36 protein-coding genes and 1 pseudogene are annotated in these 24,115 nt (G+C 58.8%); 34 read left to right on the top strand and 3 right to left on the bottom strand.

The features are described from left to right. From tuf to G6K99_RS13545, 29 genes and pseudogenes are all read left to right on the top strand, one after another. Positions 1-187, top strand: a pseudogene (gene tuf, locus G6K99_RS13685) (elongation factor Tu); the annotation flags it as partial. Between the two features lie 312 nt (positions 188-499). After that, entirely contained in the window at positions 500-808 is a 309-nt protein-coding gene (rpsJ, locus tag G6K99_RS13680) for a 30S ribosomal protein S10 (RefSeq protein ID WP_003547547.1), read from the top strand. A 37-nt stretch (positions 809-845) separates the two neighbouring features. Beyond that, complete coding sequence (gene rplC, locus G6K99_RS13675) at positions 846-1,487, top strand: 50S ribosomal protein L3 (RefSeq protein WP_062457777.1); 642 nt, start codon at positions 846-848, stop codon at positions 1,485-1,487. A 14-nt stretch (positions 1,488-1,501) separates the two neighbouring features. Beyond that, a complete protein-coding gene (gene rplD / locus G6K99_RS13670; protein WP_062457774.1) occupies positions 1,502-2,122 on the top strand; it encodes a 50S ribosomal protein L4 in 621 nt (206 codons plus the stop codon). Continuing rightward, positions 2,119-2,412, top strand: a complete 294-nt coding sequence (locus tag G6K99_RS13665; protein ID WP_062457771.1) for a 50S ribosomal protein L23 — start codon at positions 2,119-2,121, stop codon at positions 2,410-2,412. Before rplD ends, G6K99_RS13665 begins: the two co-directional genes overlap by 4 nt. Positions 2,413-2,423: 11 nt before the next feature. Beyond that, complete coding sequence (gene rplB, locus G6K99_RS13660; protein ID WP_062457768.1) at positions 2,424-3,257, top strand: 50S ribosomal protein L2; 834 nt, start codon at positions 2,424-2,426, stop codon at positions 3,255-3,257. A gap of 16 nt (positions 3,258-3,273) precedes the next feature. Then, positions 3,274-3,552 (top strand): 30S ribosomal protein S19, encoded by a 279-nt coding sequence (gene rpsS, locus G6K99_RS13655; RefSeq protein ID WP_062457765.1) that lies wholly within the window; start codon positions 3,274-3,276, stop codon positions 3,550-3,552. Positions 3,553-3,554: 2 nt separating this feature from the next. After that, entirely contained in the window at positions 3,555-3,944 is a 390-nt protein-coding gene (gene rplV, locus G6K99_RS13650; RefSeq protein WP_062457763.1) for a 50S ribosomal protein L22, read from the top strand. After that, positions 3,944-4,681 carry a 30S ribosomal protein S3 gene (rpsC, locus tag G6K99_RS13645; protein WP_062457759.1) on the top strand — a complete coding sequence of 246 codons (738 nt, stop codon included), beginning with the start codon at positions 3,944-3,946 and terminating at the stop codon, positions 4,679-4,681. The genes rplV and rpsC overlap by 1 nt, the downstream gene beginning before the upstream one ends. A gap of 38 nt (positions 4,682-4,719) precedes the next feature. Beyond that, positions 4,720-5,133 (top strand): 50S ribosomal protein L16, encoded by a 414-nt coding sequence (gene rplP / locus G6K99_RS13640; protein ID WP_062457756.1) that lies wholly within the window; start codon positions 4,720-4,722, stop codon positions 5,131-5,133. A gap of 12 nt (positions 5,134-5,145) precedes the next feature. Beyond that, positions 5,146-5,346, top strand: a complete 201-nt coding sequence (rpmC, locus tag G6K99_RS13635) for a 50S ribosomal protein L29 (protein ID WP_007770142.1) — start codon at positions 5,146-5,148, stop codon at positions 5,344-5,346. Between the two features lie 12 nt (positions 5,347-5,358). Further along, positions 5,359-5,595 carry a 30S ribosomal protein S17 gene (gene rpsQ / locus G6K99_RS13630; RefSeq protein WP_062457753.1) on the top strand — a complete coding sequence of 79 codons (237 nt, stop codon included), beginning with the start codon at positions 5,359-5,361 and terminating at the stop codon, positions 5,593-5,595. 236 nt (positions 5,596-5,831) lie between these two features. Next, positions 5,832-6,200: a 50S ribosomal protein L14 gene (gene rplN, locus G6K99_RS13625; protein ID WP_052638136.1), complete on the top strand. Its 369-nt coding sequence runs from the start codon at positions 5,832-5,834 to the stop codon at positions 6,198-6,200. A gap of 12 nt (positions 6,201-6,212) precedes the next feature. Further along, positions 6,213-6,521: a 50S ribosomal protein L24 gene (gene rplX / locus G6K99_RS13620; RefSeq protein ID WP_062457750.1), complete on the top strand. Its 309-nt coding sequence runs from the start codon at positions 6,213-6,215 to the stop codon at positions 6,519-6,521. Continuing rightward, positions 6,514-7,071 (top strand): 50S ribosomal protein L5, encoded by a 558-nt coding sequence (gene rplE / locus G6K99_RS13615; protein ID WP_062457747.1) that lies wholly within the window; start codon positions 6,514-6,516, stop codon positions 7,069-7,071. Before rplX ends, rplE begins: the two co-directional genes overlap by 8 nt. Positions 7,072-7,104: 33 nt before the next feature. Next, entirely contained in the window at positions 7,105-7,410 is a 306-nt protein-coding gene (gene rpsN / locus G6K99_RS13610; RefSeq protein WP_062457744.1) for a 30S ribosomal protein S14, read from the top strand. A 12-nt stretch (positions 7,411-7,422) separates the two neighbouring features. Beyond that, positions 7,423-7,821 carry a 30S ribosomal protein S8 gene (rpsH, locus tag G6K99_RS13605; RefSeq protein WP_062457741.1) on the top strand — a complete coding sequence of 133 codons (399 nt, stop codon included), beginning with the start codon at positions 7,423-7,425 and terminating at the stop codon, positions 7,819-7,821. 42 nt (positions 7,822-7,863) lie between these two features. Continuing rightward, positions 7,864-8,397, top strand: coding sequence for a 50S ribosomal protein L6 (rplF, locus tag G6K99_RS13600; RefSeq protein WP_062457738.1), 534 nt, complete (start codon positions 7,864-7,866; stop codon positions 8,395-8,397). Between the two features lie 12 nt (positions 8,398-8,409). Next, on the top strand, positions 8,410-8,772 hold the full coding sequence (gene rplR / locus G6K99_RS13595; protein ID WP_174196779.1) for a 50S ribosomal protein L18: 363 nt from the start codon (positions 8,410-8,412) through the stop codon (positions 8,770-8,772). A gap of 125 nt (positions 8,773-8,897) precedes the next feature. Continuing rightward, a complete protein-coding gene (gene rpsE / locus G6K99_RS13590) occupies positions 8,898-9,467 on the top strand; it encodes a 30S ribosomal protein S5 (protein WP_062457730.1) in 570 nt (189 codons plus the stop codon). Positions 9,468-9,481: 14 nt separating this feature from the next. Then, entirely contained in the window at positions 9,482-9,691 is a 210-nt protein-coding gene (gene rpmD, locus G6K99_RS13585; RefSeq protein ID WP_062457727.1) for a 50S ribosomal protein L30, read from the top strand. Between the two features lie 16 nt (positions 9,692-9,707). Beyond that, the gene (gene rplO / locus G6K99_RS13580; RefSeq protein WP_062457725.1) at positions 9,708-10,187 is read left to right on the top strand and encodes a 50S ribosomal protein L15; all 480 of its coding nucleotides are present in this window, start codon (positions 9,708-9,710) and stop codon (positions 10,185-10,187) included. Positions 10,188-10,417: 230 nt separating this feature from the next. Then, complete coding sequence (secY, locus tag G6K99_RS13575; RefSeq protein ID WP_062457722.1) at positions 10,418-11,758, top strand: preprotein translocase subunit SecY; 1,341 nt, start codon at positions 10,418-10,420, stop codon at positions 11,756-11,758. Continuing rightward, complete coding sequence (locus G6K99_RS13570) at positions 11,755-12,405, top strand: adenylate kinase (protein ID WP_062580269.1); 651 nt, start codon at positions 11,755-11,757, stop codon at positions 12,403-12,405. Before secY ends, G6K99_RS13570 begins: the two co-directional genes overlap by 4 nt. 243 nt (positions 12,406-12,648) lie before the next feature. Next, on the top strand, positions 12,649-13,017 hold the full coding sequence (gene rpsM / locus G6K99_RS13565; protein ID WP_062457717.1) for a 30S ribosomal protein S13: 369 nt from the start codon (positions 12,649-12,651) through the stop codon (positions 13,015-13,017). Positions 13,018-13,132: 115 nt separating this feature from the next. Next, complete coding sequence (gene rpsK / locus G6K99_RS13560; RefSeq protein ID WP_007766864.1) at positions 13,133-13,522, top strand: 30S ribosomal protein S11; 390 nt, start codon at positions 13,133-13,135, stop codon at positions 13,520-13,522. 174 nt (positions 13,523-13,696) lie between these two features. Beyond that, positions 13,697-14,707 (top strand): DNA-directed RNA polymerase subunit alpha, encoded by a 1,011-nt coding sequence (locus G6K99_RS13555; protein WP_062457714.1) that lies wholly within the window; start codon positions 13,697-13,699, stop codon positions 14,705-14,707. 46 nt (positions 14,708-14,753) lie between these two features. Next, entirely contained in the window at positions 14,754-15,179 is a 426-nt protein-coding gene (gene rplQ, locus G6K99_RS13550; RefSeq protein ID WP_062457711.1) for a 50S ribosomal protein L17, read from the top strand. Positions 15,180-15,264: 85 nt separating this feature from the next. Beyond that, positions 15,265-15,678, top strand: coding sequence for a DUF2809 domain-containing protein (locus G6K99_RS13545; protein ID WP_174196778.1), 414 nt, complete (start codon positions 15,265-15,267; stop codon positions 15,676-15,678). On the opposite strand, the gene G6K99_RS13540 is transcribed toward G6K99_RS13545, so the two are convergent. Continuing rightward, positions 15,650-16,522 carry a DUF817 domain-containing protein gene (locus G6K99_RS13540; RefSeq protein ID WP_174196777.1) on the bottom strand — a complete coding sequence of 291 codons (873 nt, stop codon included), beginning with the start codon at positions 16,520-16,522 and terminating at the stop codon, positions 15,650-15,652. The two genes, G6K99_RS13545 and G6K99_RS13540, sit on opposite strands and share 29 nt — an antisense overlap. Before the next feature lie 170 nt (positions 16,523-16,692). On the opposite strand from G6K99_RS13540, the gene G6K99_RS13535 reads away from it, so the two are divergent. The 3 genes from G6K99_RS13535 (at position 16,693) to G6K99_RS13525 (ending at position 19,748) form a co-directional block, all read left to right on the top strand. Continuing rightward, a complete protein-coding gene (locus G6K99_RS13535; RefSeq protein ID WP_174196776.1) occupies positions 16,693-17,646 on the top strand; it encodes a helix-turn-helix domain-containing protein in 954 nt (317 codons plus the stop codon). Positions 17,647-17,778: 132 nt separating this feature from the next. Beyond that, on the top strand, positions 17,779-19,287 hold the full coding sequence (gene adh, locus G6K99_RS13530) for an aldehyde dehydrogenase (protein WP_092662043.1): 1,509 nt from the start codon (positions 17,779-17,781) through the stop codon (positions 19,285-19,287). A gap of 80 nt (positions 19,288-19,367) precedes the next feature. Further along, positions 19,368-19,748, top strand: coding sequence for a DUF779 domain-containing protein (locus G6K99_RS13525; protein WP_062457697.1), 381 nt, complete (start codon positions 19,368-19,370; stop codon positions 19,746-19,748). A 9-nt stretch (positions 19,749-19,757) separates the two neighbouring features. On the opposite strand, the gene msrQ is transcribed toward G6K99_RS13525, so the two are convergent. After that, the gene (msrQ, locus tag G6K99_RS13520) at positions 19,758-20,405 is read right to left on the bottom strand and encodes a protein-methionine-sulfoxide reductase heme-binding subunit MsrQ (RefSeq protein WP_113110995.1); all 648 of its coding nucleotides are present in this window, start codon (positions 20,403-20,405) and stop codon (positions 19,758-19,760) included. Between the two features lie 2 nt (positions 20,406-20,407). Further along, positions 20,408-21,355 (bottom strand): protein-methionine-sulfoxide reductase catalytic subunit MsrP, encoded by a 948-nt coding sequence (gene msrP, locus G6K99_RS13515; RefSeq protein ID WP_062580278.1) that lies wholly within the window; start codon positions 21,353-21,355, stop codon positions 20,408-20,410. A gap of 190 nt (positions 21,356-21,545) precedes the next feature. Between msrP and G6K99_RS13510 the strand changes: the two genes are divergently transcribed. Both G6K99_RS13510 and ilvD read left to right on the top strand, forming a co-directional pair. Further along, on the top strand, positions 21,546-21,968 hold the full coding sequence (locus G6K99_RS13510; protein ID WP_062457688.1) for a DUF4112 domain-containing protein: 423 nt from the start codon (positions 21,546-21,548) through the stop codon (positions 21,966-21,968). Between the two features lie 269 nt (positions 21,969-22,237). Further along, positions 22,238-24,073 (top strand): dihydroxy-acid dehydratase, encoded by a 1,836-nt coding sequence (gene ilvD, locus G6K99_RS13505; protein WP_062457685.1) that lies wholly within the window; start codon positions 22,238-22,240, stop codon positions 24,071-24,073. Positions 24,074-24,115: the final 42 nt, after the last annotated feature.

Genomic DNA, 24,115 nt, shown 5'->3' with positions numbered 1-24,115 from the left:
CCGTACAACGGACGTGACCGGTATCGTTTCGCTTCCTGAAGGCACGGAAATGGTTATGCCAGGCGACAACGTCACCGTTGAAGTCGAGCTGATCGTTCCAATCGCGATGGAAGAAAAGCTCCGCTTCGCGATCCGCGAAGGCGGTCGTACCGTCGGCGCCGGCATCGTTGCCTCGATCATCGAGTAACAAATCAGAGGGCAGGGCGGGTTCTTCGGGTCCCGCCCGGTTCACTTTTTTTAAGCAAGTTGGCCCTGCTGACTTGCTTATGACATGAAAATGTAGCAAATGGCGCGCGAGCGCTATTTGCGCCTTGCTTCGTTTTATCGAGGCAGGCAATTGCCAGAGACATTAAGGTGGGCCTTCGGCCTGGAGACGAGAACGGACTGCCGCTGTTGGCGCACCCGTTCGATCTTTGACACTGGTGGTCCCGCCTTAGGATAACGAACAACTCGTGCTGTAACGTTGGCACGTGGAAACAAGAAACAAGGATAACGTCGAATGAACGGCCAAAATATCCGCATTCGCCTGAAGGCGTTCGATCACCGCATTCTCGACGCTTCGACGCGTGAGATCGTGTCGACGGCGAAGCGCACCGGCGCAAGCGTCCGGGGCCCCGTTCCGCTTCCGACTCGCATCGAGAAGTTTACGGTTAACCGGTCCCCCCACATCGACAAGAAAAGCCGCGAGCAGTTCGAGATGCGCACACACAAGCGCCTTCTCGATATCGTAGACCCGACACCACAGACCGTGGACGCGCTGATGAAGCTCGACCTCGCCGCAGGTGTCGATGTTGAGATCAAGCTCTGAGGCTTATGTCTCGAGCTGAGTGAGAAGGATTGAACCGATGCGTTCGGGTGTAATTGCACAGAAAGTGGGAATGACCCGCGTCTATAACGACGCTGGTGAGCACATCCCGGTTACCGTTTTGCGGCTGGAGAGCTGCCAGGTTGTCGCACAGCGCACTGTTGAGAAGAATGGCTATGTTGCCGTTCAGCTCGGTGCTGGCGTCGCCAAGGTAAAGAACACCTCCAAGGCTATGCGTGGCAACTTCGCCATCGCTAATGTCGAGCCGAAGTCGAAGCTCGTTGAGTTTCGCGTTTCCGAAGAAAATTTGATCGACGTCGGCACTGAGCTGAAGGCTGGTCATTTTGCTGCTGGTCAGCTGGTGGATGTCACCGGCACTTCGATCGGTAAGGGTTTTGCCGGTGCTATGAAGCGCCATAACTTCGGTGGTCTGCGGGCGACCCACGGTGTTTCCGTGTCGCACCGTTCGCACGGTTCGACTGGTAACAACCAGGATCCGGGCAAGGTCTGGAAGGGCAAGCGCATGGCTGGTCACATGGGCCAGACGCGTATCACCACGCAAAACCTCGAAATCGTCTCGACGGATGAAGACCGCGGACTGATCCTCGTCAAGGGTGCCGTTCCCGGCTCCAAGGGCGCCTGGATTGAAGTTCGCGACGCCGTCAAGTCGGCCGCGAAGTAAGGGAGCCAGCTATTATGGAATTCAACGTCAAGACCCTCGAGGGAAAAGACGCCGGCCAGGTTTCCCTGTCGGACGCGATTTTCGGCCTCGACCCACGCGAGGATATCCTCGCACGTATGGTGCGTTACCAGCTCGCTAAGAAGCAGCAGGGCACGCACAAGACCAAGAGCCGTTCCGAGATTGCTCGCACCGGTGCGAAGATGTTCAAGCAGAAGGGTACGGGCCGCGCTCGTCACCATTCGGCTCGCGCTCCGCAGTTCCGCGGCGGTGGTCGTGCACACGGCCCGGTCGTTCGCAGCCACGAGCATGATCTTCCTAAGAAGGTTCGCGCTCTTGCTCTGCGTCACGCTCTGTCTGCAAAGCTGAAGTCTGAAGATCTGATCGTCATCGACAACCTGGTTGCTTCTGAAGCAAAGACCAAGGCTCTCGTCGGTACGTTCGCATCGCTCGGCCTCACCAACGTGCTGTTCATCGGCGGTGCTGAGCTCGACAGCAACTTCAAGCTCGCAGCCCAGAACATCCCGAATGTGGACGTTCTGCCGGTCCAGGGCATCAATGTTTACGACATCCTGCGTCGCGGTAAGCTCGTGCTTTCCAAGGCTGCGGTTGAAGCCCTCGAGGAGCGTTTCAAGTGACCGACATTCGCCACTATGATGTGATCGTATCTCCTTCGATCACCGAAAAGTCGACACTGGTTTCCGAGTATAACCAGATCGTCTTCAACGTTGCCAAGACTGCTTCGAAGCCGGAAATCAAGGCTGCCGTGGAAGCTCTCTTCGGTGTGAAGGTCACTGCCGTCAATACGCTGGTCCGCAAGGGCAAGGTGAAGCGCTTCAAGGGCTTCATCGGCAAGCAGAAGGACGTCAAGAAGGCTGTCGTAACCCTGGCCGAAGGTCAGACGATCGACATCTCCACCGGTCTCTGAGGTAAAGAAAAATGGCACTGAAAAGCTATAATCCGACGACCCCGAGCCAGCGTCAGCTGGTTATCGTCGACCGTTCGGGCCTCTGGAAGGGCAAGCCCCTCAAGTCGCTGACTGAAGGTCTGTCCAAGAGCGGTGGTCGCAACAACAACGGTCGTATCACTGCCCGCTTCATCGGCGGTGGTCACAAGCGTACCTATCGCCTGGTCGACTTCAAGCGTCGCAAGTTCGACATTGAAGGGACGGTCGAGCGTCTGGAATACGACCCTAACCGTACCGCGTTCATCGCGCTCGTCACCTACACGGACGGCGAACAGGCCTACATCATCGCTCCGCAGCGTCTTGCTGCAGGCGACAAGGTCATCGCTTCCTCGAAGGCTGTCGACGTGAAGCCCGGCAACACCATGCCGCTGCAGTTCATCCCGGTTGGTTCGATCGTTCACAACGTCGAAATGAAGCCAGGCAAGGGCGGTCAGATTGCTCGCTCCGCCGGCACCTATGTGCAGCTCGTCGGCCGCGATGCCGGCATGGCGATCCTGCGCCTCAACTCTGGTGAACAGCGTCTCGTTCCGGGCTCCTGCCTGGCGTCAATCGGTGCTGTCTCCAACCCCGATCACGGCAACATCAACGACGGCAAGGCCGGTCGTACCGTATGGCGTGGCAAGCGTCCGCATAACCGCGGCGTTGTCATGAACCCGGTCGACCACCCGCACGGCGGTGGTGAAGGCCGTACCTCTGGTGGACGCCATCCGGTGTCCCCGTGGGGCAAGCCCACCAAGGGCAAGCGCACGCGTTCGAACAAGTCCACGGACAAGTTCATCATGCGCTCGCGCCACGTCAAGAAGTAAGAGAGGAAGTCGTTAAATGGCTCGTTCAGTTTGGAAAGGTCCGTTTGTTGACGGCTATCTTCTCAAGAAGGCTGAGAAGGTGCGCGAAGGCGGACGCAGTGAAGTAATCAAGATGTGGACCCGTCGGTCCACGATCTTGCCGCAGTTTGTCGGTCTGACGTTCGGCGTCTACAACGGCAACAAGCACGTGCCGGTCAGCGTCAACGAAGACATGGTCGGACACAAGTTTGGTGAATTCGCTCCCACCCGGACCTATTACGGTCACGGCGCGGACAAGAAGGCGAAGAGGAAGTAATCATGGCGAAGGCAAAGACCGAACGCCGGCTGAAGGACAACGAAGCACAGGCAGTCGCCCGTACGCTTCGCGTCAGCCCGCAGAAGCTAAACCTGGTTGCCGCCATGATCCGCGGCAAGAAGGTTGAACGCGCTCTGGCAGAACTCGAGTTCTCCCGCAAGCGCATCGCAGGCACGGTGAAGAAGACTCTCGAGTCCGCTATCGCCAACGCCGAAAACAACCATGACCTCGACGTCGACACGCTGATCGTAGCGGAAGCCTACGTCGGCAAGTCGATCACGATGAAGCGTTTCCACGCTCGCGGCCGTGGCCGTGCATCGCGGATCGAAAAGCCGTTCGCGCATCTGACGATCGTCGTTCGCGAAGTCGAGGAAAAAGGGGAGGCCGCATAATGGGTCAGAAAATCAATCCTATCGGTTTTCGCCTCGGCATCAACCGTACATGGGACAGCCGTTGGTTCGCCGACAACGCCGAATACGGCCAGCTGCTTCATGAAGACCTGAAGATCCGCGCATACCTGATGTCCGAGCTGAAGCAGGCCGGCATCGCCAAGGTGGTTATCGAGCGTCCGCACAAGAAGTGCCGCGTCACGATCCACTCGGCTCGTCCAGGTCTGATCATCGGCAAAAAGGGCGCGGACATCGAGAAGCTTCGCAAGAAGATCTCGACGATGACCAACTCCGAAACGCACCTCAACATCGTTGAAGTGCGCAAGCCGGAAGTCGACGCAACGCTCGTTGCCCAGTCGATCGCCCAGCAGCTCGAACGCCGCGTGGCTTTCCGCCGTGCGATGAAGCGTGCTGTTCAGTCCGCCATGCGTCTTGGCGCCGAAGGCATCAAGATCACTTGCGCCGGCCGTCTCGGTGGCGCGGAAATCGCTCGTACCGAATGGTACCGCGAAGGCCGCGTGCCGTTGCACACACTGCGCGCCGACATCGACTACGGTACGGCTGAAGCCGAAACCGCATTCGGTATCTGCGGCATCAAGGTCTGGATCTTCAAGGGCGAAATCCTTGAGCACGATCCGATGGCGTCGGAACGTCGCGCGCTGGAAGGCGATGCGCAGGGTCCGGCAAGCCGTGAGCGTGGCGATCGTGGCGACCGTCGCCGCGAACGTGAAAACGCTTGATTAGCGCTGGCGAAAGATAAGCTCGGAGAAGTAATAAAATGTTGCAGCCAAAGCGTACCAAGTTCCGCAAGCAGTTCAAGGGCCGCATCAAGGGCGTTGCCAAGGGTGGCTTCGACCTCGCATTCGGCGAATTCGGTCTGAAGGCTCAGGAACCTAACCGCGTCAACGCACGTGAGATCGAAGCGGCTCGCCGCGCGATCACACGTTATATGAAGCGTGCGGGTCGTGTATGGATCCGCGTATTCCCAGACGTACCGGTCACGGCAAAGCCGACCGAAGTGCGCATGGGTAAGGGTAAGGGTTCTGTCGAATACTGGGCTTGCAAGGTCAAGCCTGGTCGTATCATGTTCGAGATCGACGGCGTTTCGGAAGAGATCGCGCGCGAGGCACTTCGCCTCGGGTCTGCCAAGCTCTCGGTCACGACGCGCTTCGTACAGCGCATCGCAGATTAAGGAGAAGGCACGATGAAAGCCGAAGACGTACGCGGCCTGACCGCCGACCAGCTCAAGGACAAGCTTGCTGACCTGAAGAAGGAGCAGTTTAACCTGCGCTTCCAGAAGGCCACCGGCCAGCTCGAGAAATCCTCGCGCATCACCGAGGTCCGCAAGGATATCGCTCGCGTGAAAACCATTGCCCGCCAGAAGGCGGCAGAAGCCAAGGCCTAAAGGAAGAATAATATGCCGAAACGCATTCTGCAGGGCGTAGTCGTTTCCGACAAGAACGAGAAGACCGTTGTTGTCCGCGTCGAGCGCCGCTTCGCTCACCCTTTGCTTCAGAAGACCGTTCGCCGGTCCAAGAAGTATAAGGCCCATGACGAAAACAACCAGTTCAAGGTTGGTGACGTAGTTTCCATTCAGGAATGCGCCCCGATCTCCAAAGACAAGACCTGGACGGTTATCAACGCCCAGGCTTAAAGACTTCAGGATTTTGCGTCAGGCCCTTGCGTCGGACACAGAATCCTGTAAGAAGCACGCCACTGGCGTAGAACGCTCGGAAACGAGCGTTCTTTTGCTTTCAGCGCACGGAAGGTCCCACTTAGGGAAACCACCTTGGCAAGACCGATCCCGCGCATACTGAAAATGTGTTCATAGCCAGCTCCGTTCGTATTCATGCGCGCGGATAGTTGGTCATTAGAAAAAGGCGACCTGACATGATTCAGATGCAAACAAACCTCGACGTGGCGGATAATTCCGGCGCACGTCGTGTCATGTGCATCAAGGTGCTGGGCGGCTCCAAGCGCAAGTACGCTTCGATCGGCGACGTTATCGTCGTTTCGATCAAGGAAGCTATTCCGCGCGGCCGCGTGAAGAAGGGTGACGTGATGAAGGCGGTGGTTGTGCGTACCGCCAAGGACATCCGTCGCGCCGACGGCAGCGTCATCCGCTTCGACAACAACGCAGCGGTCCTCATCGACAACAAGAAAGAGCCGATCGGCACCCGTATCTTCGGACCGGTTCCGCGCGAACTTCGTGCTAAGAACCACATGAAGATCATCTCGCTGGCTCCTGAAGTTCTGTAAGGAGCGAGAGATATGCAGAAGATCAAGAAGGGCGACAACGTCGTCGTACTGACCGGCAAGGACAAGGGCCGCACCGGTGAAGTAATCCAGGTTATGCCGAAGGAAGACCGTGCGGTCGTTCGCGGCATCAACATGGTGAAGCGCCACCAGCGTCAGTCGCAGACGCAGGAAGCTGGCATCATCAACAAGGAAGCGTCCATCCATCTGTCGAACATCGCGGTTGCCGCGAAAGACGGTAAGCCAACTCGCGTTGGTTTCTCGGTCGTCGACGGTAAGAAGGTGCGTGTCGCCAAGCGTACGGGAGATGTGATCGATGGCTGAGTCCAAGTATGAGCCGCGGCTCAAGGCGGAATACGTTTCCCGCATCCGCGCCGCGCTGAAGGAGCAGTTTTCCTACTCCAACGACATGATGATCCCCAAGCTGGACAAGATCGTCATCAACATGGGTGTGGGCGAAGCAACTGCCGACAGCAAGAAGCCAACGGTTGCAGCAGCCGACCTCGCAGCGATCGCCGGCCAGAAGCCGGTCATCACCAAGGCACGGAATTCCATCGCGGGCTTCAAGGTTCGCGAATTCATGCCGATCGGTGCCAAGGTTACGCTTCGCGGCGCCCGCATGTACGAATTCATGGATCGACTGGTCAACATCGCGCTTCCGCGCGTTCGCGACTTTCGCGGCCTGAACCCGAAGTCCTTTGACGGCCGTGGCAACTTCGCCATGGGCATCAAGGAACACATTGTGTTCCCGGAGATCAACTACGACAAGGTTGATCAGATGTGGGGCATGGACATCATCGTTTGCACGACGGCTACCAACGACGACGAAGCACGGGCTCTCCTGAAAGAGTTCAACTTCCCGTTCCGCCAGTAACCGTAACGACGAGCGTTTAAAAGGAACTCCGATATGGCGAAAACCAGCGCAGTTGAAAAGAACAAGCGCCGCCGCAAGACCGTCGCGGACCATGCAGCCAAGCGTGCTGTATTGAAGGCGACCATCATGAACCAGGAACTTCCGATCGAAGAGCGGTTCAAGGCAACTATCAAGCTCGCTTCTCTGCCGCGCGATGGCTCGAAGACGCGTATCCGCAACCGTTGCGAAGTCACCGGTCGCCCACGCGCTTTCTATCGCAAGCTTAAGATGTCGCGTATTGCACTTCGCGAACTCGGCAGCCTCGGCAAAGTGCCGGGCATCGTCAAGTCGAGCTGGTAAGGAGATCGTTAGATGACCATGACTGATCCCTTGGGCGATATGCTCACACGTATCCGCAACGGCGCTTCCCGCCGCAAGTCGACCGTTTCGACGCCAGCCTCCAGGCTGCGCGTTCGCGTTCTCGACGTGCTGCAGGCTGAAGGCTACATCCGCGGTTACACTGAAACCGATTTTGGCAACGGCAAGGCCGAGATCGAAATCGAGCTGAAGTACTACGAAGGCGCGTCGGTGATCCGTGAGATCGGCCGCGTGTCCAAGCCGGGCCGCCGAGTTTATGTCTCGGTCAAGTCCATCCCTCAGGTCGCGAACGGCCTCGGCATCACCATCCTTTCGACTCCGAAGGGCGTGATGGCCGATCACCAGGCTCGCGAACAGAACGTAGGCGGCGAGGTTCTTTGCTCGGTCTTCTAAGACTGCGCAAGGATCTCCCTAGCGAACAGACAGGATTGAATAATGTCTCGTATCGGTAAAAAGCCCGTTCAGGTTCCTGCAGGGATCACGGCCTCGGTTGATGGCCAGAAAGTCACTGCCAAGGGCCCGAAGGGCGAGCTTTTCTTCGTCGCTAACGACGAAATCAAGCTTGAAATTAAAGACAATGCCATTTCGGTGACTCCGGTCAACGATTCCAAGGATGCTCGTTCGAAGTGGGGCATGTCCCGCACGATGATCGAAAACATCCTGAAGGGTGTGAAGGACGGTTTCGAGCGCAAGCTTGAAATCAACGGCGTTGGTTACCGCGCGTCGCTGCAGGGCAAGAACCTGCAGCTGGCTCTCGGTTTCAGCCACGACGTGGTCTATCAGACCCCGGAAGGCATCACCATTGCCGTGCCGAAGCCGACGGAAATCATCGTCTCCGGCATTAATAAACAGCAGGTCGGTCAGGTAGCAGCGGAAATCCGCGAATACCGCGGTCCAGAGCCCTACAAGGGCAAAGGCGTCAAGTACGCTGAGGAACGGATCGTCCGCAAGGAAGGCAAGAAGAAGTAAGGACGCGGGATCATGGCTACCAGAAAAGAAGCACTCACAAAGCGTGCGAGCCGTGTTCGCCGTCAGATCAAGAAGGTCGCAAATGGCCGTCCGCGTCTGTCGGTTCACCGCTCCTCGAAAAACATCTACGTTCAGGTCATCGACGACGTGGCCGGCCGCACGCTTGCAGCCGCTTCCACGCTCGACGTCGATCTGCGCAAGTCGCTGAAGACCGGTGCGGACGTTGCAGCAGCTGCTGCCGTTGGCAACTTGGTTGCAGAGCGCGCTGCCAAGGCTGGCGTGACGGAAGTCGTGTTCGACCGCGGCGCCTTCATCTACCACGGCCGCATCAAGGCTCTTGCTGAAGCTGCCCGCGAAGGCGGCCTGAGCTTCTAAGAAATTTCGCCCGGTCTGCCTGAAGAAGGGGAGGCCGGGCGATTTGCGGTTTTACCGCATCACGTCCGGTACGCCGGACAATCTCAACCTGCCGTTCCACCCGCAAAAGAAAAAGGAAAAGGACAATGGCACAGGAAAGAAGAGGTTCGGGCAACGATCGCCAGAACCGCGAAGAACGCGATAGCGAATTCGTCGACAAGCTGGTCGCGATCAACCGCGTCGCCAAGGTCGTCAAGGGCGGCCGTCGTTTCGGTTTTGCTGCTCTCGTCGTCGTCGGCGACCAGAAGGGTCGCGTTGGCTTCGGTCATGGCAAGGCACGCGAAGTGCCGGAAGCCATCCGCAAGGCAACCGAATCTGCAAAGCGCGATCTGATCTTCGTACCGCTGCGTGACGGCCGTACGCTGCATCACGACGTCAATGGTCGTCACGGCGCCGGCAAGGTTCTGCTGCGCTCGGCCAAGGCTGGTACCGGTATCATCGCCGGCGGCCCGATGCGCGCTGTATTCGAAACGCTCGGCGTCCATGACGTTGTTGCGAAGTCGACTGGTTCGTCGAACCCATACAACATGGTTCGCGCAACGTTCGACGCTCTGAAGCACCAGGTGCATCCGAAGGACGTAGCAGCTCAGCGTGGCCTCAAGTATGCCACCCTGCAGTCGCGCCGCGCCGCTTCCGGCAATGCGTCGGAAGAATAAGAGGAGTCTGAACCATGGCTAAGGCTACGCAGAAGACTGAAGCAAAGACGGTTACCGTTCAGCAGATCGGCAGCCCAATCCGCCGCCCGGCCGAACAGCGTGCGACGCTGATCGGTCTTGGCCTCAACAAGATGCATCGGACCAGCACTCTGGAAGATACTCCTTCCGTTCGTGGCATGATCCGTGCTGTCCAGCATCTCGTTCGCGTCGTCGAAGAGAAGTGAGACGGAGGAATTGACCATGAAACTGAATGAGATCAAGGACAACGAAGGCTCTTCGAAGGACCGTATCCGCGTTGGTCGCGGTATCGGTTCCGGCAAGGGCAAGACCGGTGGACGTGGCGTCAAGGGTCAGAAGGCCCGTTCAGGCGTCTCGATCAACGGCTTCGAAGGCGGTCAGATGCCAATCTACCGTCGTCTTCCGAAGCGCGGCTTCAACAACATCTTCGCATCTGAATACGCAACCGTATCGCTCGGCCGTATCCAGACTGCGATCGATGCTGGCAAACTCGACGCAAACGCGACTGTCGACGCAGCAGCTCTCAAGGCTGCCGGCGTCATCCGTCGCCTCAAGGACGGCGTTCGCGTCCTGTCCGGCGGCGAACTGACAACCAAGGTTTCGATCGAAGTCGCCGGTGCCTCCAAGGCTGCCGTCGAAAAGATCGAAAAGTCGGGCGGCTCGATCAAGCTGCTCGTGGTTGCTGAAACAGCCGCTGAATAAATCGTTTGAAAATCACCCGGTGTGAGCTTCACACCGGGTGATTTTATGTCCATATGTGAGCCTCACGATCCCCAAGGCAGTCCGGCCGGTCAGCTACCGGGATCAGACGGAAAAATGGGTGAGGCAGGCGATTGCGACAGCATCTCGCGCCCCCAGCTTTCTGAAAACAGAATCAAGACTGCGTTCCGGAAGGCACATGCCGCCGGGGGATGGGTCGGGCGGAGAATTGCATGGCTTCTGCAGCTGAACAACTGGCCTCAAATCTGAATTTCAAAACTTTCGCCAAGGCGGAAGATCTCAAGAAACGCCTGTGGTTCACGCTGGCAGCGCTTCTTGTTTATCGCTTGGGCACGCATATCCCGCTGCCAGGCCTCAACCCTGAAGCCTATGCGCAGGCCTTTAGCGGTCAGTCGGGTGGCATTCTCGGCCTCTTCAACATGTTCTCCGGTGGTGCTGTCGAGCGCATGGCGATCTTCGCCCTCGGCATCATGCCTTACATTTCCGCTTCGATTATCGTGCAGCTGATGACTTCGGTCGTCCCGTCGCTCGAGAACCTGAAGAAGGAAGGCGAGGCGGGTCGCAAAATCATCAACCAGTACACTCGCTACGGCACCGTGATTCTCGGCGCGCTTCAGGCCTACGGCATCGCTGCCGGCCTTTCGAGCGGTCAGGGCATCGTGTCCAACCCGGGCTGGTTCTTCACGCTCTCAACGGTCGTCACCCTGCTTGGCGGCACGATGTTCCTGATGTGGCTTGGTGAGCAGATCACCTCGCGCGGTATCGGCAACGGTATTTCGCTGATCATCTTTGCCGGTATTGCCGCAGGCCTTCCTGGCGCGCTCGCCAACACAATGGAACTCGGTCGTACCGGCGCTCTGCCGACGGCTCTGATTCTCACCGTTATCATCGTCGCGATCGCCGTCATTGCGCTGATCGTGTTTGTTGAACGCGCCCAGCGCCGGCTCCTGATCCAGTATCCGAAGCGTCAGGTCGGCAACCGCATGTTCCAGGGCGATACCTCGCACCTTCCGCTGAAGCTCAATACAGCGGGCGTTATTCCGGCAATCTTTGCATCCTCGCTTCTGCTTCTGCCGGCAACGGCTGCAGGCTTTGCCGGCAATTCACAGCTGCCAGACTGGGCGACGGGGATCATTGCAGCTCTTGGCCACGGCCAGCCGCTGTTTATGCTGTTCTACGCCATGCTGATCGCGTTCTTCGCCTTCTTCTACACGGCCATCGTCTTCAACCCGAAGGATACGGCTGATAACCTGAAGAAGCACGGCGGCTTCATTCCCGGCATCCGTCCCGGCGAGCGTACCGCGGAATATATCGATTACGTCCTGACCCGAATCACGGTCGTCGGCGCTATCTATCTCGTCGTGGTCTGCATTCTTCCGGAATTCCTGGTGGCCAGAACGGGCGTTCCGTTAGCCCTTGGTGGTACTTCGCTTTTGATCGTGGTCAGTGTAACCCTTGATACGGTTGCGCAGATCCAGGGACACCTCATCGCGCAGCAGTATGAGGGATTGATCAAGAAGTCGAAACTACGCGGTGGAAAGAGGGGACGATGAGACTGATTCTTTTAGGACCGCCGGGCGCGGGCAAGGGGACCCAAGCCCAGCGGATCGTGGAGAAGCATGGCATTCCGCAGCTCTCCACTGGTGATATGCTGCGGGCAGCCGTGGCAGCTGAGACCGAAGTCGGCAAGCGCGCCAAGGCAGTCATGGATGCGGGCAACCTCGTCTCTGACGAGATCGTCAACGCGATCGTCTCCGAGCGCATAGACGCGCCCGACTGCGCGAACGGTTTCATCCTTGACGGTTTTCCCCGCACGCTCGTGCAGGCGGACGCCACTGAGGCGATGCTGTCTGCCAAGGGGCTCGATCTTTCCGTCGTGATTGAACTTCGCGTCGACGATAAGGAGCTTGTCCGTCGCGTCTCCGGTCGCTATTCCTGCGCCCAGTGCGGGACGGTCTACCACGACTCGGATAAGAAGCCTTCGTCGGAGGGCACGTGCGACAAGTGTGGCTCGACCCACTTCAAGCGTCGGCCGGACGACAACGCCGAGACCATGACCAAGCGTCTCGAGGTTTACTACAAGGAAACCTCGCCGCTCATTGGTTACTACTATGCCAAAGGCAAGCTCAAGGTTGTCGATGGCATGGCCGAGATGGATACTGTCACGGCCGATATCGAAAAGATCCTCGCCAGTCTCTGAGACTGTCTTGGATGGGTTAAAGAATCTTGGGGTGGAGCAGTTGCATTCAAGCACTGATTCCGCTACACACCGCGCCAACTCGCGACAGTTTTACAGCGATCGGCGCGGATTCCCGCAAGGACATCCGGGGCGATCATTTTGCCTGTCTCGTATGAAGTTTGAACTGGCGACCGTATCCAAAGGTCGCTTTCATGGAAGAAGTACCGCTTGCCGGATGGCAACCGGAACGCAAGGAGAATAGACGTGGCACGTATCGCTGGCGTCAACATCCCGACTGCGAAGCGCGTTGTCATCGCGCTGACCTACATTCACGGGATCGGCCCGAAATTCGCACAGGAAATTATGGAGAAGGTTGGTCTTGCCGCTGAAAAGCGCGTCCATCAGCTGACCGACTCTGAAGTCCTGCAGATCCGCGAAACCATCGACCGCGATTATCGCGTCGAAGGTGATCTTCGTCGCGAAACCGCGATGAACATCAAGCGCCTCATGGACCTCGGCTGCTATCGCGGCCTGCGTCACCGTCGTGGCCTTCCGGTCCGCGGTCAGCGCACGCACACCAATGCCCGCACCCGCAAGGGTCCGGCAAAGGCGATTGCTGGTAAGAAGAAGTAATTTTGGATCGATAGTCGCAAAGCGGGCAGGGCTCCTGTCCGCTTTTTCGTGACTGTTTGATCTGAGGTGGAGCCGCTGGCATTACGGCGGTGCAGAGATCAACGAAAGGAATACCATGGCCAAGGAAGCCACACGCGTACGCCGCCGCGAACGCAAAAATATTACGTCGGGCGTTGCCCACGTCAACTCGACGTTCAACAACACGATGATCACCATCACCGACGCACAGGGCAATGCAATTGCCTGGTCGTCTGCTGGTGCCAAGGGCTTCAAGGGTTCGCGCAAGTCGACCCCGTTCGCAGCTCAGATCGCTGCCGAAGACTGCGCCAAGAAGGCTCAGGAGCACGGCATGAAGTCGCTCGAAGTCGAAGTCTGCGGTCCGGGTTCCGGTCGCGAATCGGCTCTGCGCGCTCTGCAGGCTGCCGGCTTCATGATCACTTCGATCCGCGACGTGACCCCGATCCCGCACAACGGTTGCCGCCCGCGCAAGAAGCGCCGCGTCTAATGGACGTTTTTGGAGTTCGCTTCGCAGCGATCTTCATCTGAACCCGGTAATAGCCGCTCCGTCTCCTGAAAGAGTCGAGGCGGCTTTCACCGTATAGCCGGAAGGGTATTTCCGGTGTTCCTCGTGCTCGGTTACCACGATTGGATGGTGGTAACGAACGGAAGGTAGTAGGTCATGATCCAGAAGAACTGGCAGGAACTGATTAAGCCGAACAAGGTGGAGTTTTCCTCTTCCGGCCGTACAAAGGCAACGCTTGTTGCTGAGCCTCTCGAGCGCGGCTTCGGCCTGACGCTCGGCAACGCGCTTCGTCGCGTACTTTTGTCGTCGCTGCGCGGTGCTGCTGTTACCGCAGTGCAGATCGACGGCGTTTTGCACGAATTCTCCTCCATCCCCGGCGTTCGGGAAGATGTGACGGACATCGTGCTGAACATCAAGGAAATCGCCATCAAGATGGATGGTGACGATTCCAAGCGCATGGTCGTGCGCAAGCAGGGTCCGGGTTCGGTTACCGCTGGTGACATCCAGACGGTTGGCGATATCGAGATCCTCAACCCCGACCACGTGATCTGCACGCTCGACGAGGGTGCTGAGATCCGTATGGAATTCACGGTCAACAACGGCAAGGGCTATGTTCCTGCTGATCGTAACCGTGCGGAAGACGCTCCGATCGGTCTCATCCCGGTCGACAGCCTGTATTCCCCGGTCAAGAAAGTGTCCTACAAGGTGGAAAACACCCGTGAAGGCCAGGTTCTCGACTATGACAAGCTGACCATGACCATCGAAACCGATGGTTCGGTCTCGGGTGAAGACGCCGTAGCCTTCGCCGCTCGTATCCTTCAGGATCAGCTGTCGGTCTTCGTCAATTTCGACGAGCCGCAGAAGGAAGCAGAAGAGGAAGCCGTCACTGAACTCGCGTTCAACCCGGCACTCCTCAAGAAGGTCGACGAACTGGAACTTTCCGTCCGTTCGGCCAACTGCCTGAAGAACGACAACATCGTCTATATCGGCGACCTCATCCAGAAGACCGAAGCCGAGATGCTCCGCACTCCGAATTTCGGTCGCAAGTCGCTGAACGAGATCAAGGAAGTTCTGGCATCCATGGGCCTCCATCTTGGTATGGAAGTTCCTGCATGGCCGCCGGAAAACATCGAAGATCTCGCCAAGCGTTACGAAGACCAATACTAACAGGATCAGACTGCAGGCGAATGCCTGCAAGTGAAGGAGACACACCATGCGTCACGGAAATTCGGGCCGTAAGCTCAACCGCACCGCAAGCCACCGCAAGGCCATGTTTGCCAACATGGCGGCTTCGCTCATCACCCATGAGCAGATTGTAACAACCCTGCCGAAGGCGAAGGAAATTCGCCCGATCGTCGAAAAGCTTGTCACCCTCGGCAAGCGCGGCGACCTGCACGCTCGTCGTCAGGCGATCTCGCAGATCCAGGATCAGGACGCTGTTCGCAAGCTGTTCGATGCCATCGCTTCGCGTTACGCAACCCGCAACGGCGGCTACCTGCGCATCATGAAGGCCGGCTATCGTCAGGGCGACAACGCTCCGATGGCTGTCATCGAATTCGTCGAGCGCGACGTCGATGCCAAGGGCGCAGCCGACAAGGCTCGCGTTGCTGCTGAAGCAGAAACTGCCGAAGCCGCATAATTCGATCCCAGGATCGCACTTTTCGAAAAGGCCGGGTGGAAACGCCCGGCCTTTTCTTTTGGGAAATGAGGGGGCGGGCTCGAGCATGACTGCACCACGATCCATACGCGTTCAGCGCTGCCTCGCCACGCTGCTTGTGATCTCCGCGGGGCTTCTGCTGCGCCGCTTCGGTTACGATCTCGGTCTTTCCTTCTTTGTCGTGAAATACGGTGGGTCAGTTCTCTGGTGTGCGATGGTGTTTCTTGCGTTGGCCACGCTGACCGCATCGGTGAACATCGGCAGGCTCGCCTTTGCGGCATTCCTCATCGCCCTTATCGTCGAATTCTCAAGGCTCTATCACCCGCCCGAGTTGGATGCGTTTCGACTGACGACGGCCGGCAAACTGTTGCTCGGACGGGTGTTTTCCCTGTGGAATATCGCAGCTTACGCTTTCGGTATCGGGACTGCCGCATTTGTCGAGGCGTGGGTCCTCAAACGGGGACGTAGATCTTCTGTTTGATATGCTTGAGATTGGCGACGATCGTGAATGTCATCACCACCAGCAGGGACCACGAACTCCATTTACCAAGATGCACCACCGACCACGCCCCGATCTGGTTCGGATATTGCCAGATCCCGAAAAAGGTCGAGATGTTCTCCGCCAGCCAGATGAAGAAGCCGATCAGCACGAAGGCGACCAGAAGCGGCATCCGTCTGTCACGATCATAGGGTCGGTAGGTGACGGTCGTGCGGGCGTAAAGGCCGAGCGCGCAGGCAGCGATATACCAGCGGTAGTCACCGATGAAATGGTGGGTGAAGAAATTCGCGTAGATCGCAATCGCGATCAGGCCAGCCATCCAGTAGCTGGGATGGTGGTGGATCCGCAGATCGAAAAGCCGCCAGGCCTGGATGATGTAGCTCCCCACGGCGGCATACATGAAGCCGGAAAACAGCGGTACGCCCAGCACTTTCGTATAGGCGAAGTCAGGGTATGACCATGACTGGATGCTGCCGGAGGTCTTGAACACTTCGAGCGCAAAGCCAACCACGTGGAAAAGACCGATCGCTTTCGCCTCATCCCAGGTTTCCAGCTTGCTCCAGATCATCAGGGACTGGATGGCGAGCGCGATGATCAGCAGAACGTCGTAGCGCGGGATGCCGAATACGCCCGTTCGCGGAACGATGAAGATCGACACAAAAAACAGGCCGGCGAACAGGCAGGACCGCGCTTCTTTGATGCCGAAGTAGAGAAACTCGATGACGAAACGCGTGATACCGTGGATTTCTCCAAACGGCCGCTGGTTGCAAAGATAGACATCCAGCAGGGATAGTCGTCCGCCGTCCACAGTCGATTCTGGTGTCATCAAAACATCTCCGCTGCACGGACTGAAGCCTGCGGTGACTGTGACTGTCAAGTCCGGGGGATGGCTGGCTGACCGGCCCGCCGAATGACTGAAGCTCCCTATATCGCTGTTGCCACATCCCGTTTTTTTAGCGACAATCGAGCCGTGACGCATTTGGTGGGAGGAGCCCGATGCATGACCCTGTTTCCCATGCCGACCAAGTCTACGCGTCGGCCAATTCCCCTGTCGCGAGTTCGGCTGTAGTCGCGTCCTGGCGCCGCTGCATGACCATGCATCACTTGGCGCCAGAGGACCGGCGGATGCCGGAGCGGGTGACAGAGCAGGAACTGGACGTCGCCCGAAAACAGTCGGAGCGTCTTATCGGGCAGGCGAGGGACGAGCTCGATCGGCTGTTCATGGTCGTCGGTCGCGCCGGCTGCTGCATCCTGATGACCGACAGCAAAGGTATCGCGCTTGACCGTCGCGGCGCAGCGGGCGACGACAAGGATTTTCGTGCGCTCGGCCTCTGGACCGGCTCGGTCTGGACCGAGGAGAGTATCGGCACCAACGGGATCGGCACCGCAATCGCCGACGACCGGCCGACATCGATCATCCGCGACCAGCACTTCTTTGCATCCAATATCGATCTGAGCTGCACGACTGCGCCTATTCGTGATCACCGTGGAGTTCTGGCCGGCGCGCTCGATGTCTCGACGTGCCGAAGTGACGCAAACGAAGGCACGATCGCCATCCTGTCGCAGACGGTGCGTGAGGCGGCATCCCGGATCGAGCTGAACATGTTCCGAAACGCGTTTCAAGGTGCCCGCTTCGTGATGGTGCCGAGTGAGACGGGATCTCCAATGGCGCTCCTGGCTGTAGATCGCGACGACCTTGTGATCGGTGCCACGCGGGCTGCGCGATCGGCGCTGCGTCTGGACGACGATCGGATTGCGGAAGGGATCCCGGCCTCCGATCTGCTTAACGAATCGAGCAGGGATGCGCGCGAACTCCTGGGCGATGCCGAGCGCTCGGCGCTTCTTCGGGCGTTGTCTCGTGTCCACGGCAACGTCTCGCTGGCAGCCCAGGTGCTCGGCGTCAGCCGTTCCACCCTGCATCGCAAGATGAAGCGATTTGGCATTCAATGACGGGGAGTTTTGTCGCAGACTTGCGACAGAGTGCATCGCGGTATCGCGGGTGAGGCCTGTTTTCACCACGCCAGAAGCGCAGATTCTGTTCCATCGGGTTCGCTTTGAACCTGTTCATCATGGGAGGATGACATGCTGCACCAGAAAATCGTTGAGTCACCGTTCAAGCTCAAATACGGCAACTATATCGGCGGTGAGTGGAAAGAACCGATCAGCGGCAAGTATTTCGACAACGTCACGCCGATCACCGGCGGCAAGATCTGCGAGATCCCGCGGTCTGACGAAAAGGATGTCAATGCGGCGCTCGACGCTGCCCACGCCGCCAAGGAAAAATGGGGCCGCATGGCGCCGGCTGACCGCTCGAACATCCTGATGAAGATCGCCCAGCGGATGGAAGACAAGCTGGAAGTTCTGGCGCAGGCCGAAACCTGGGACAACGGCAAGCCGATCCGTGAGACAATGGCAGCCGACATCCCGCTTGCCATCGATCACTTCCGCTATTTCGCATCCTGCATCCGTGCCCAGGAAGGTTCGATCAGTGAAATCGACCACGATACGGTCGCCTATCATTTCCACGAACCGCTTGGCGTCGTCGGCCAGATCATTCCGTGGAATTTCCCGATTCTGATGGCCGCCTGGAAGCTTGCACCGGCGCTTGCCGCCGGCAACTGCGTCGTCATCAAACCGGCCGAGCAGACGCCGGCCTCGCTTCTGGTCTGGGCGGAACTCGTCGGTGACCTCCTGCCACCCGGCGTGCTGAATATCGTCAATGGTTTCGGCCTCGAAGCCGGAAAACCTCTTGCGACCAGCAACCGGATTGCCAAGATCGCCTTTACAGGAGAGACCACGACAGGCCGGCTGATCATGCAATATGCCAGCCAAAACCTTATCCCTGTCACGCTCGAACTTGGCGGCAAGTCGCCGAACATCTTCTTCGCCGATGTGATGAGTGAAGACGACGATTTCCTCGACAAGGCGCTGGAAGGCTTTGCGATGTTCGCGCTGAACCAGGGCGAAGTCTGCACATGCCCCAGCCGCGCACTAATCCAGGAATCGGTTTACGATCGTTTCATGGAACGGGCGGTCAAACGCGTCGAAGCCATCACGCAGGGCAACCCGCTCGATAGCTCGACCATGATTGGCGCGCAGGCATCCTCGGAGCAGATGGAAAAGATTCTGTCCTATCTCGACATCGGCAAGCAGGAGGGCGCGGAAGTCCTGACCGGCGGCGTCAAGAACGATCTCGGCGGCGAGTTGGCGAACGGCTACTACATCAAGCCGACGATCTTCAAGGGCCACAACAAGATGCGAATCTTCCAGGAGGAGATCTTCGGACCGGTAGTGTCGGTGACGACCTTCAAGGATGAAAAAGAGGCGCTCGAGATCGCCAACGATACGCTGTACGGGCTCGGCGCCGGCGTGTGGACGCGCGACGGCAACCGCGCCTACCGCTTCGGCCGGGAGATCCAGGCCGGCCGCGTCTGGACAAATTGCTATCACGCCTATCCCGCGCATGCGGCATTTGGCGGGTACAAACAGTCCGGGATTGGTCGCGAAAACCACAAGATGATGCTCGACCACTACCAGCAGACCAAGAACATGCTGGTGAGCTACAGCCCGAAGAAGCTCGGGTTCTTCTGATCGATCTCAACCCAAGCATGGGCTCCCGGCTGCAGGGTCGGGAGCCTTTTCAATGTCTCGATGCGAACAGGAATGACATGATGGATGCGACAATCAACGGCGAACCGCGCGTCACGGCCACGGATTCCGCGCTGAACTTCATTGCCGAGATCCAGGCGGACCACCCGGACATCCTGTTCCACCAATCAGGCGGCTGCTGCGACGGGTCGTCACCCATGTGCTATCCGAAGGGCGATTTCATGCTTGCCGACCACGACGTGAAGCTGGGCGAAATCGGCGGCGTGCCGGTCTATATCAGCGGGAGCCAGTTCGAGGCCTGGAAGCACACACAGCTGATTATCGATGTCGTGCCCGGTAGGGGCGGCATGTTCTCGCTCGACAATGGGCGTGAAAAGCGCTTCCTCACCCGGTCGCGACTATTCGGCGGCGGTGAGGCCTGCGCGATACCTGCCATACGTTGACGCCGCCCACTATGTCGTGGGGGCGGGACGTGCCGGACGGCCCTTGCCGCGTTTCCAGTTGAGGAACGGCTTCCTCAGCGGCCGGTAGGCGAGGAGCAGCCCGATCGCTGCGATATGGATAAACGGAACGAGCGTCACCGACTTCACCGCGAGCACATAGTGGAGCGCGCCGCCCAGTGCCACGAGATAGATCAGCTTGTGCATTTTCACCCAGGTCTGTCCGAGCTTGCGGATCGACCAGTTGTTGGATGTCACCGCGAGCGGGATCAGCAGAAGCAGGCAGGCAAAGCCGATCGTGATATAGGGGCGCCGCACGATATCGCTGCCAACAGCGCCAAAGTTCAGCTGCAGATCGAGCAGGAGATAGACGCTGAAATGGAACACGACGTAATAGAAGGCGAGCAGCCCTAGCGCACGGCGATAGCGGATCCAGTTGATCCCGAGAATATCGCGAAGGGGCGTGACGGCGAGCGTCAGGATGATGAAACGCAACGCCCAGATGCCGATCAGGTGCTCAAACGTCTTGACCGGATTGAAACCCAGCCCGCCCGTCGCGGCCTGATAGAAGTACCAGGCCGCGGGACAAAGCCCCACGACGTAAAGTGCCCAGATGCTGGCGGCATGGTATCGGCGGGGCAGGGCTGGGATCGAGAGCATGGTCAGTAGTTCGCTTTCAGGTCCATTCCGGTATAGAGGCTCGCTACTTCGTTCGCATAGCCGTTGAAGGGCAGGGTATCGACGCGCTTGGTTCCGAAGAAGCCGCCTTCGCCGATTCGCTGTTCGGTCGCCTGACTCCAGCGCGGATGGTCGACAGCCGGATTGACGTTGGAATAGAAACCGTATTCCCGGGCGTTCGAATTCTTCCAGGTGGTCTGTGGCTGCTCTTCGACCAGCTTGATCTTGACGATCGACTTGATCCCCTTGAACCCATACTTCCACGGCACCACGAGCCGGATCGGCGCACCGTTCTGGTTGGGCAGCGTTTCGCCGTAGAGACCGACAGCGAGAATGGTCAGCGGATGGCGCGCTTCGTCAAGGCGCAGGCCTTCGACATAAGGCCAGGGTAGAGCCTGGAAGAGACCGCCTTGGCCGGGCATTTCCTCGGGACGCACGACCGTCTCGAACGCCACGTATTTCGCGCTGCCAAGCGGCTCGACCTGGTCGAGGATCGCCGCCAGGGGGAAACCGATCCACGGGATCACCATCGACCATCCCTCGACACAGCGCATGCGGTATGTCCGCTCCTCGAGCTTCATCTTGAGGATCTCGTCGAGACCGAATTCCTTCGGCTTGCCCACCATGCCCTCGACCTTGACGGTCCAGGGTGTCGGTTTGAACGCACCGGAATTCTGCGAGGGATCTTCCTTGCCGACGCCGAACTCGTAGAAATTGTTGTAGGTGGTGACGGCTTCTTTAGGCGTCAGCTTTTCGTCCAGCTTGTAGGGGCCGGGCGATGCGCTGAGAGCCGCAGCGAATGCGCTTGAGCCTCCAAGGACTGAAAGGCCGGCGCCCGCGGCGACGGTGCCCACGAAATTCCGGCGCGACAGATAGATGTCGCGCGGCGTGATCTCAGTCGGCGAAATGTGGGGTGGGCGAAATGCGGGCATGGCGGATCTCCTTCAGGCAAAAGCCTATCCTGTGCTTATACGTACCGCCGACAGGTTTGGTTTCACAGAGGCGGAGGAAAGGCATTAAACCACGTTTGCGTGAAAGAATTAGCGTTGAAACATACGCTAAGCCTTGAACCGGGAAATCGCATGCTCATTTCAGCTTTGACATTAATCAAGGATAGTGAGTATGGCGACGAAAACCTGGGATGCTGCCAGCGAACGCTTCACGGAAACCGATGCGGGCCGGATCGATCGACTGCGGCGTTTGCGGCGTATCCACGGCGTCGCCCGTATGATGGATACGGCGATCGGTATTCCCGGCACCCGGTTTCGGTTTGGTGCCGATTCCATCATGGGCCTTGTTCCGCTCGTGGGCGATGCCGGGGGCGCATTGATTGGCCTCTATATCGTCAACGAGGCCCGCCGCATGGGTGTGCCGAACGACAAGCTTGCAAAGATGATCGGCAACCTTGCGGTCGATTCTGTCGTCGGCAGCGTGCCGCTGGCCGGTGATCTGTTCGACGTCTTCTTCAAGTCGCACCGCCGCAACCTCAACATCGTTCTCGACCATTTCGGTGTGACGGCGGACGACCTCCGCGCGAAGCGATAGCGGACACGAGAAGAGGGTGAGGGACGGTGACGTTGCCTCACTCCTCAAGCGCCACGCCGAAGCAGAACCGCTATGAAACTTCGACCTCGCCTACATCGCTGGGCAGATTTTTACCGCGCTGGTGAGAACCGTACCGTACCGTACTGTTTTTCGCCCCATTGCTAGTGACACTGGCTTTAGCCTGCAGTAGGACGGAGAAAACAAGGTCCTTTGCGCCGCGTCATCCAACGCGGTAAATAGCAATTGCTGAACGCGATCGAGGAAACACCATGCCTGTCTATCGTTCAAGAACCACGACCCACGGCCGCAACATGGCTGGCGCGCGCGGCCTCTGGCGCGCCACCGGCATGAAGGACGGCGATTTCGGCAAGCCGATCATCGCGGTGGTCAATTCCTTCACCCAGTTCGTGCCGGGCCATGTCCACCTCAAGGATCTCGGCCAGCTGGTTGCCCGCGAAATCGAGGCCGCCGGCGGCGTCGCCAAGGAGTTCAACACGATCGCCGTCGATGACGGCATCGCCATGGGCCACGACGGCATGCTGTACTCGCTGCCATCGCGCGAGATCATCGCCGACTCCGTCGAGTACATGGTCAACGCCCACTGCGCCGACGCCATGGTCTGCATCTCCAACTGCGACAAGATCACCCCCGGCATGCTGAATGCCGCCATGCGCCTGAACATCCCGGCCGTCTTCGTCTCAGGTGGCCCCATGGAGGCCGGCAAGGTCGTCCTGCACGGCAAGACCGTTGCGCTCGACCTCGTCGATGCCATGGTGGCAGCCGCTGACGACAAGATGTCGGACGAAGACGTCACCGCCATCGAAAAGGCCGCCTGTCCAACCTGCGGCTCGTGCTCCGGCATGTTCACCGCAAACTCGATGAACTGCCTGACCGAGGCGCTCGGCCTGTCGCTGCCCGGCAATGGCTCGACGCTCGCCACCCATTCGGATCGCCGTCGCCTGTTCGTCGAAGCCGGTCACCTGATCGTCGATATCGCGCGCCGTTACTACGAGCAGGATGACGAACGGGTCCTGCCGCGCAATATCGCCACCAAGGAGGCGTTCGAAAACGCCATGTCGCTCGATATCGCGATGGGCGGCTCGACCAATACGGTTCTCCACATCCTGGCGGCTGCCTATGAGGGCGGCGTCGATTTCGGCATGGAGGATATCGATAAGCTGTCGCGCAAGGTGCCGTGCCTGTCCAAGGTCGCGCCTGCCAAGAGCGATGTCCACATGGAAGACGTTCACCGCGCCGGCGGCATCATGCGTATCCTGGGCGAGTTGGAGCGCGGCGGCCTGATCAACCGGGACTGCTACACGGTTCACGAAGCAACGCTCGGCGATGCGATCGACCGCTGGGACATCACTCGCACCAATTCCGAGAGCGTCCGCGATTTCTTCAAGGCAGCACCCGGCGGCGTTCCCACTCAGGTCGCGTTCAGCCAGTCTTCGCGTTGGGACGAGCTCGATACGGATAGCGACACGGGCATCATCCGCTCGGTTGAAAATCCCTTCTCCAAGGACGGTGGCCTGGCGGTTCTCTACGGCAACATCGCGGCCGACGGCTGCATCGTGAAGACCGCAGGCGTCGATGAGTCGATCCTGAAGTTCAGCGGTCCCGCTGTCGTCTTCGAAAGCCAGGATGCGTCCGTCAAGGCGATCCTCAGCAACGAGGTCAAGGCCGGCGATGTCGTTGTTATCCGCTACGAAGGTCCAAAGGGCGGCCCGGGCATGCAGGAAATGCTCTACCCGACCAGCTATCTGAAGTCGAAGGGCCTCGGCAAGGCCTGCGCGCTGATCACCGACGGTCGCTTCTCCGGCGGCACATCCGGCCTGTCGATCGGTCACGCTTCCCCGGAAGCAGCCCAGGGTGGCGCGATCGGACTTGTCCGCCAGGGTGACATGATCGAGATCGATATTCCGAACCGGACAATCCATCTGGCGGTGTCGGATGCTGAACTCTCGGCGCGTCGCCACGAGCAGGATGCACTCGGCTGGAAGCCGTCAGCGCCCCGCAAGCGCAACGTCACGACGGCCCTCAAAGCTTATGCGGCATTTGCGTCGAGTGCGGACAAGGGCGCGGTCCGGATCCTGCCTGAGTAAGTCTCGGGTCGAACCAACTCCGCAGACAGAGATCTCAAAGCT

Origin of the sequence: Neorhizobium sp. AL 9.2.2 (genome assembly GCF_013317225.1) — a bacterium.
GTDB lineage: Bacteria > Pseudomonadota > Alphaproteobacteria > Rhizobiales > Rhizobiaceae > Neorhizobium > Neorhizobium soli.
This window is presented reverse-complemented; position numbering and strand designations above follow the sequence as displayed.

Coding starts and splice junctions, on each gene's coding strand:
- rpsJ (WP_003547547.1), top strand. CDS start 500: ATGAACGGCCAAAATATCCGCATTCGCCTGAAGGCGTTCGATCACCGC.
- rplC (WP_062457777.1), top strand. CDS start 846: ATGCGTTCGGGTGTAATTGCACAGAAAGTGGGAATGACCCGCGTCTAT.
- rplD (WP_062457774.1), top strand. CDS start 1,502: ATGGAATTCAACGTCAAGACCCTCGAGGGAAAAGACGCCGGCCAGGTT.
- rplB (WP_062457768.1), top strand. CDS start 2,424: ATGGCACTGAAAAGCTATAATCCGACGACCCCGAGCCAGCGTCAGCTG.
- rpsS (WP_062457765.1), top strand. CDS start 3,274: ATGGCTCGTTCAGTTTGGAAAGGTCCGTTTGTTGACGGCTATCTTCTC.
- rplV (WP_062457763.1), top strand. CDS start 3,555: ATGGCGAAGGCAAAGACCGAACGCCGGCTGAAGGACAACGAAGCACAG.
- rpsC (WP_062457759.1), top strand. CDS start 3,944: ATGGGTCAGAAAATCAATCCTATCGGTTTTCGCCTCGGCATCAACCGT.
- rplP (WP_062457756.1), top strand. CDS start 4,720: ATGTTGCAGCCAAAGCGTACCAAGTTCCGCAAGCAGTTCAAGGGCCGC.
- rpmC (WP_007770142.1), top strand. CDS start 5,146: ATGAAAGCCGAAGACGTACGCGGCCTGACCGCCGACCAGCTCAAGGAC.
- rpsQ (WP_062457753.1), top strand. CDS start 5,359: ATGCCGAAACGCATTCTGCAGGGCGTAGTCGTTTCCGACAAGAACGAG.
- rplN (WP_052638136.1), top strand. CDS start 5,832: ATGATTCAGATGCAAACAAACCTCGACGTGGCGGATAATTCCGGCGCA.
- rplX (WP_062457750.1), top strand. CDS start 6,213: ATGCAGAAGATCAAGAAGGGCGACAACGTCGTCGTACTGACCGGCAAG.
- rplE (WP_062457747.1), top strand. CDS start 6,514: ATGGCTGAGTCCAAGTATGAGCCGCGGCTCAAGGCGGAATACGTTTCC.
- rpsN (WP_062457744.1), top strand. CDS start 7,105: ATGGCGAAAACCAGCGCAGTTGAAAAGAACAAGCGCCGCCGCAAGACC.
- rpsH (WP_062457741.1), top strand. CDS start 7,423: ATGACCATGACTGATCCCTTGGGCGATATGCTCACACGTATCCGCAAC.
- rplF (WP_062457738.1), top strand. CDS start 7,864: ATGTCTCGTATCGGTAAAAAGCCCGTTCAGGTTCCTGCAGGGATCACG.
- rplR (WP_174196779.1), top strand. CDS start 8,410: ATGGCTACCAGAAAAGAAGCACTCACAAAGCGTGCGAGCCGTGTTCGC.
- rpsE (WP_062457730.1), top strand. CDS start 8,898: ATGGCACAGGAAAGAAGAGGTTCGGGCAACGATCGCCAGAACCGCGAA.
- rpmD (WP_062457727.1), top strand. CDS start 9,482: ATGGCTAAGGCTACGCAGAAGACTGAAGCAAAGACGGTTACCGTTCAG.
- rplO (WP_062457725.1), top strand. CDS start 9,708: ATGAAACTGAATGAGATCAAGGACAACGAAGGCTCTTCGAAGGACCGT.
- secY (WP_062457722.1), top strand. CDS start 10,418: ATGGCTTCTGCAGCTGAACAACTGGCCTCAAATCTGAATTTCAAAACT.
- G6K99_RS13570 (WP_062580269.1), top strand. CDS start 11,755: ATGAGACTGATTCTTTTAGGACCGCCGGGCGCGGGCAAGGGGACCCAA.
- rpsK (WP_007766864.1), top strand. CDS start 13,133: ATGGCCAAGGAAGCCACACGCGTACGCCGCCGCGAACGCAAAAATATT.
- G6K99_RS13555 (WP_062457714.1), top strand. CDS start 13,697: ATGATCCAGAAGAACTGGCAGGAACTGATTAAGCCGAACAAGGTGGAG.
- rplQ (WP_062457711.1), top strand. CDS start 14,754: ATGCGTCACGGAAATTCGGGCCGTAAGCTCAACCGCACCGCAAGCCAC.
- G6K99_RS13545 (WP_174196778.1), top strand. CDS start 15,265: ATGACTGCACCACGATCCATACGCGTTCAGCGCTGCCTCGCCACGCTG.
- G6K99_RS13540 (WP_174196777.1), bottom strand. CDS start 16,522: ATGACACCAGAATCGACTGTGGACGGCGGACGACTATCCCTGCTGGAT.
- G6K99_RS13535 (WP_174196776.1), top strand. CDS start 16,693: ATGCATGACCCTGTTTCCCATGCCGACCAAGTCTACGCGTCGGCCAAT.
- adh (WP_092662043.1), top strand. CDS start 17,779: ATGCTGCACCAGAAAATCGTTGAGTCACCGTTCAAGCTCAAATACGGC.
- G6K99_RS13525 (WP_062457697.1), top strand. CDS start 19,368: ATGGATGCGACAATCAACGGCGAACCGCGCGTCACGGCCACGGATTCC.
- msrQ (WP_113110995.1), bottom strand. CDS start 20,405: ATGCTCTCGATCCCAGCCCTGCCCCGCCGATACCATGCCGCCAGCATC.
- msrP (WP_062580278.1), bottom strand. CDS start 21,355: ATGCCCGCATTTCGCCCACCCCACATTTCGCCGACTGAGATCACGCCG.
- G6K99_RS13510 (WP_062457688.1), top strand. CDS start 21,546: ATGGCGACGAAAACCTGGGATGCTGCCAGCGAACGCTTCACGGAAACC.
- ilvD (WP_062457685.1), top strand. CDS start 22,238: ATGCCTGTCTATCGTTCAAGAACCACGACCCACGGCCGCAACATGGCT.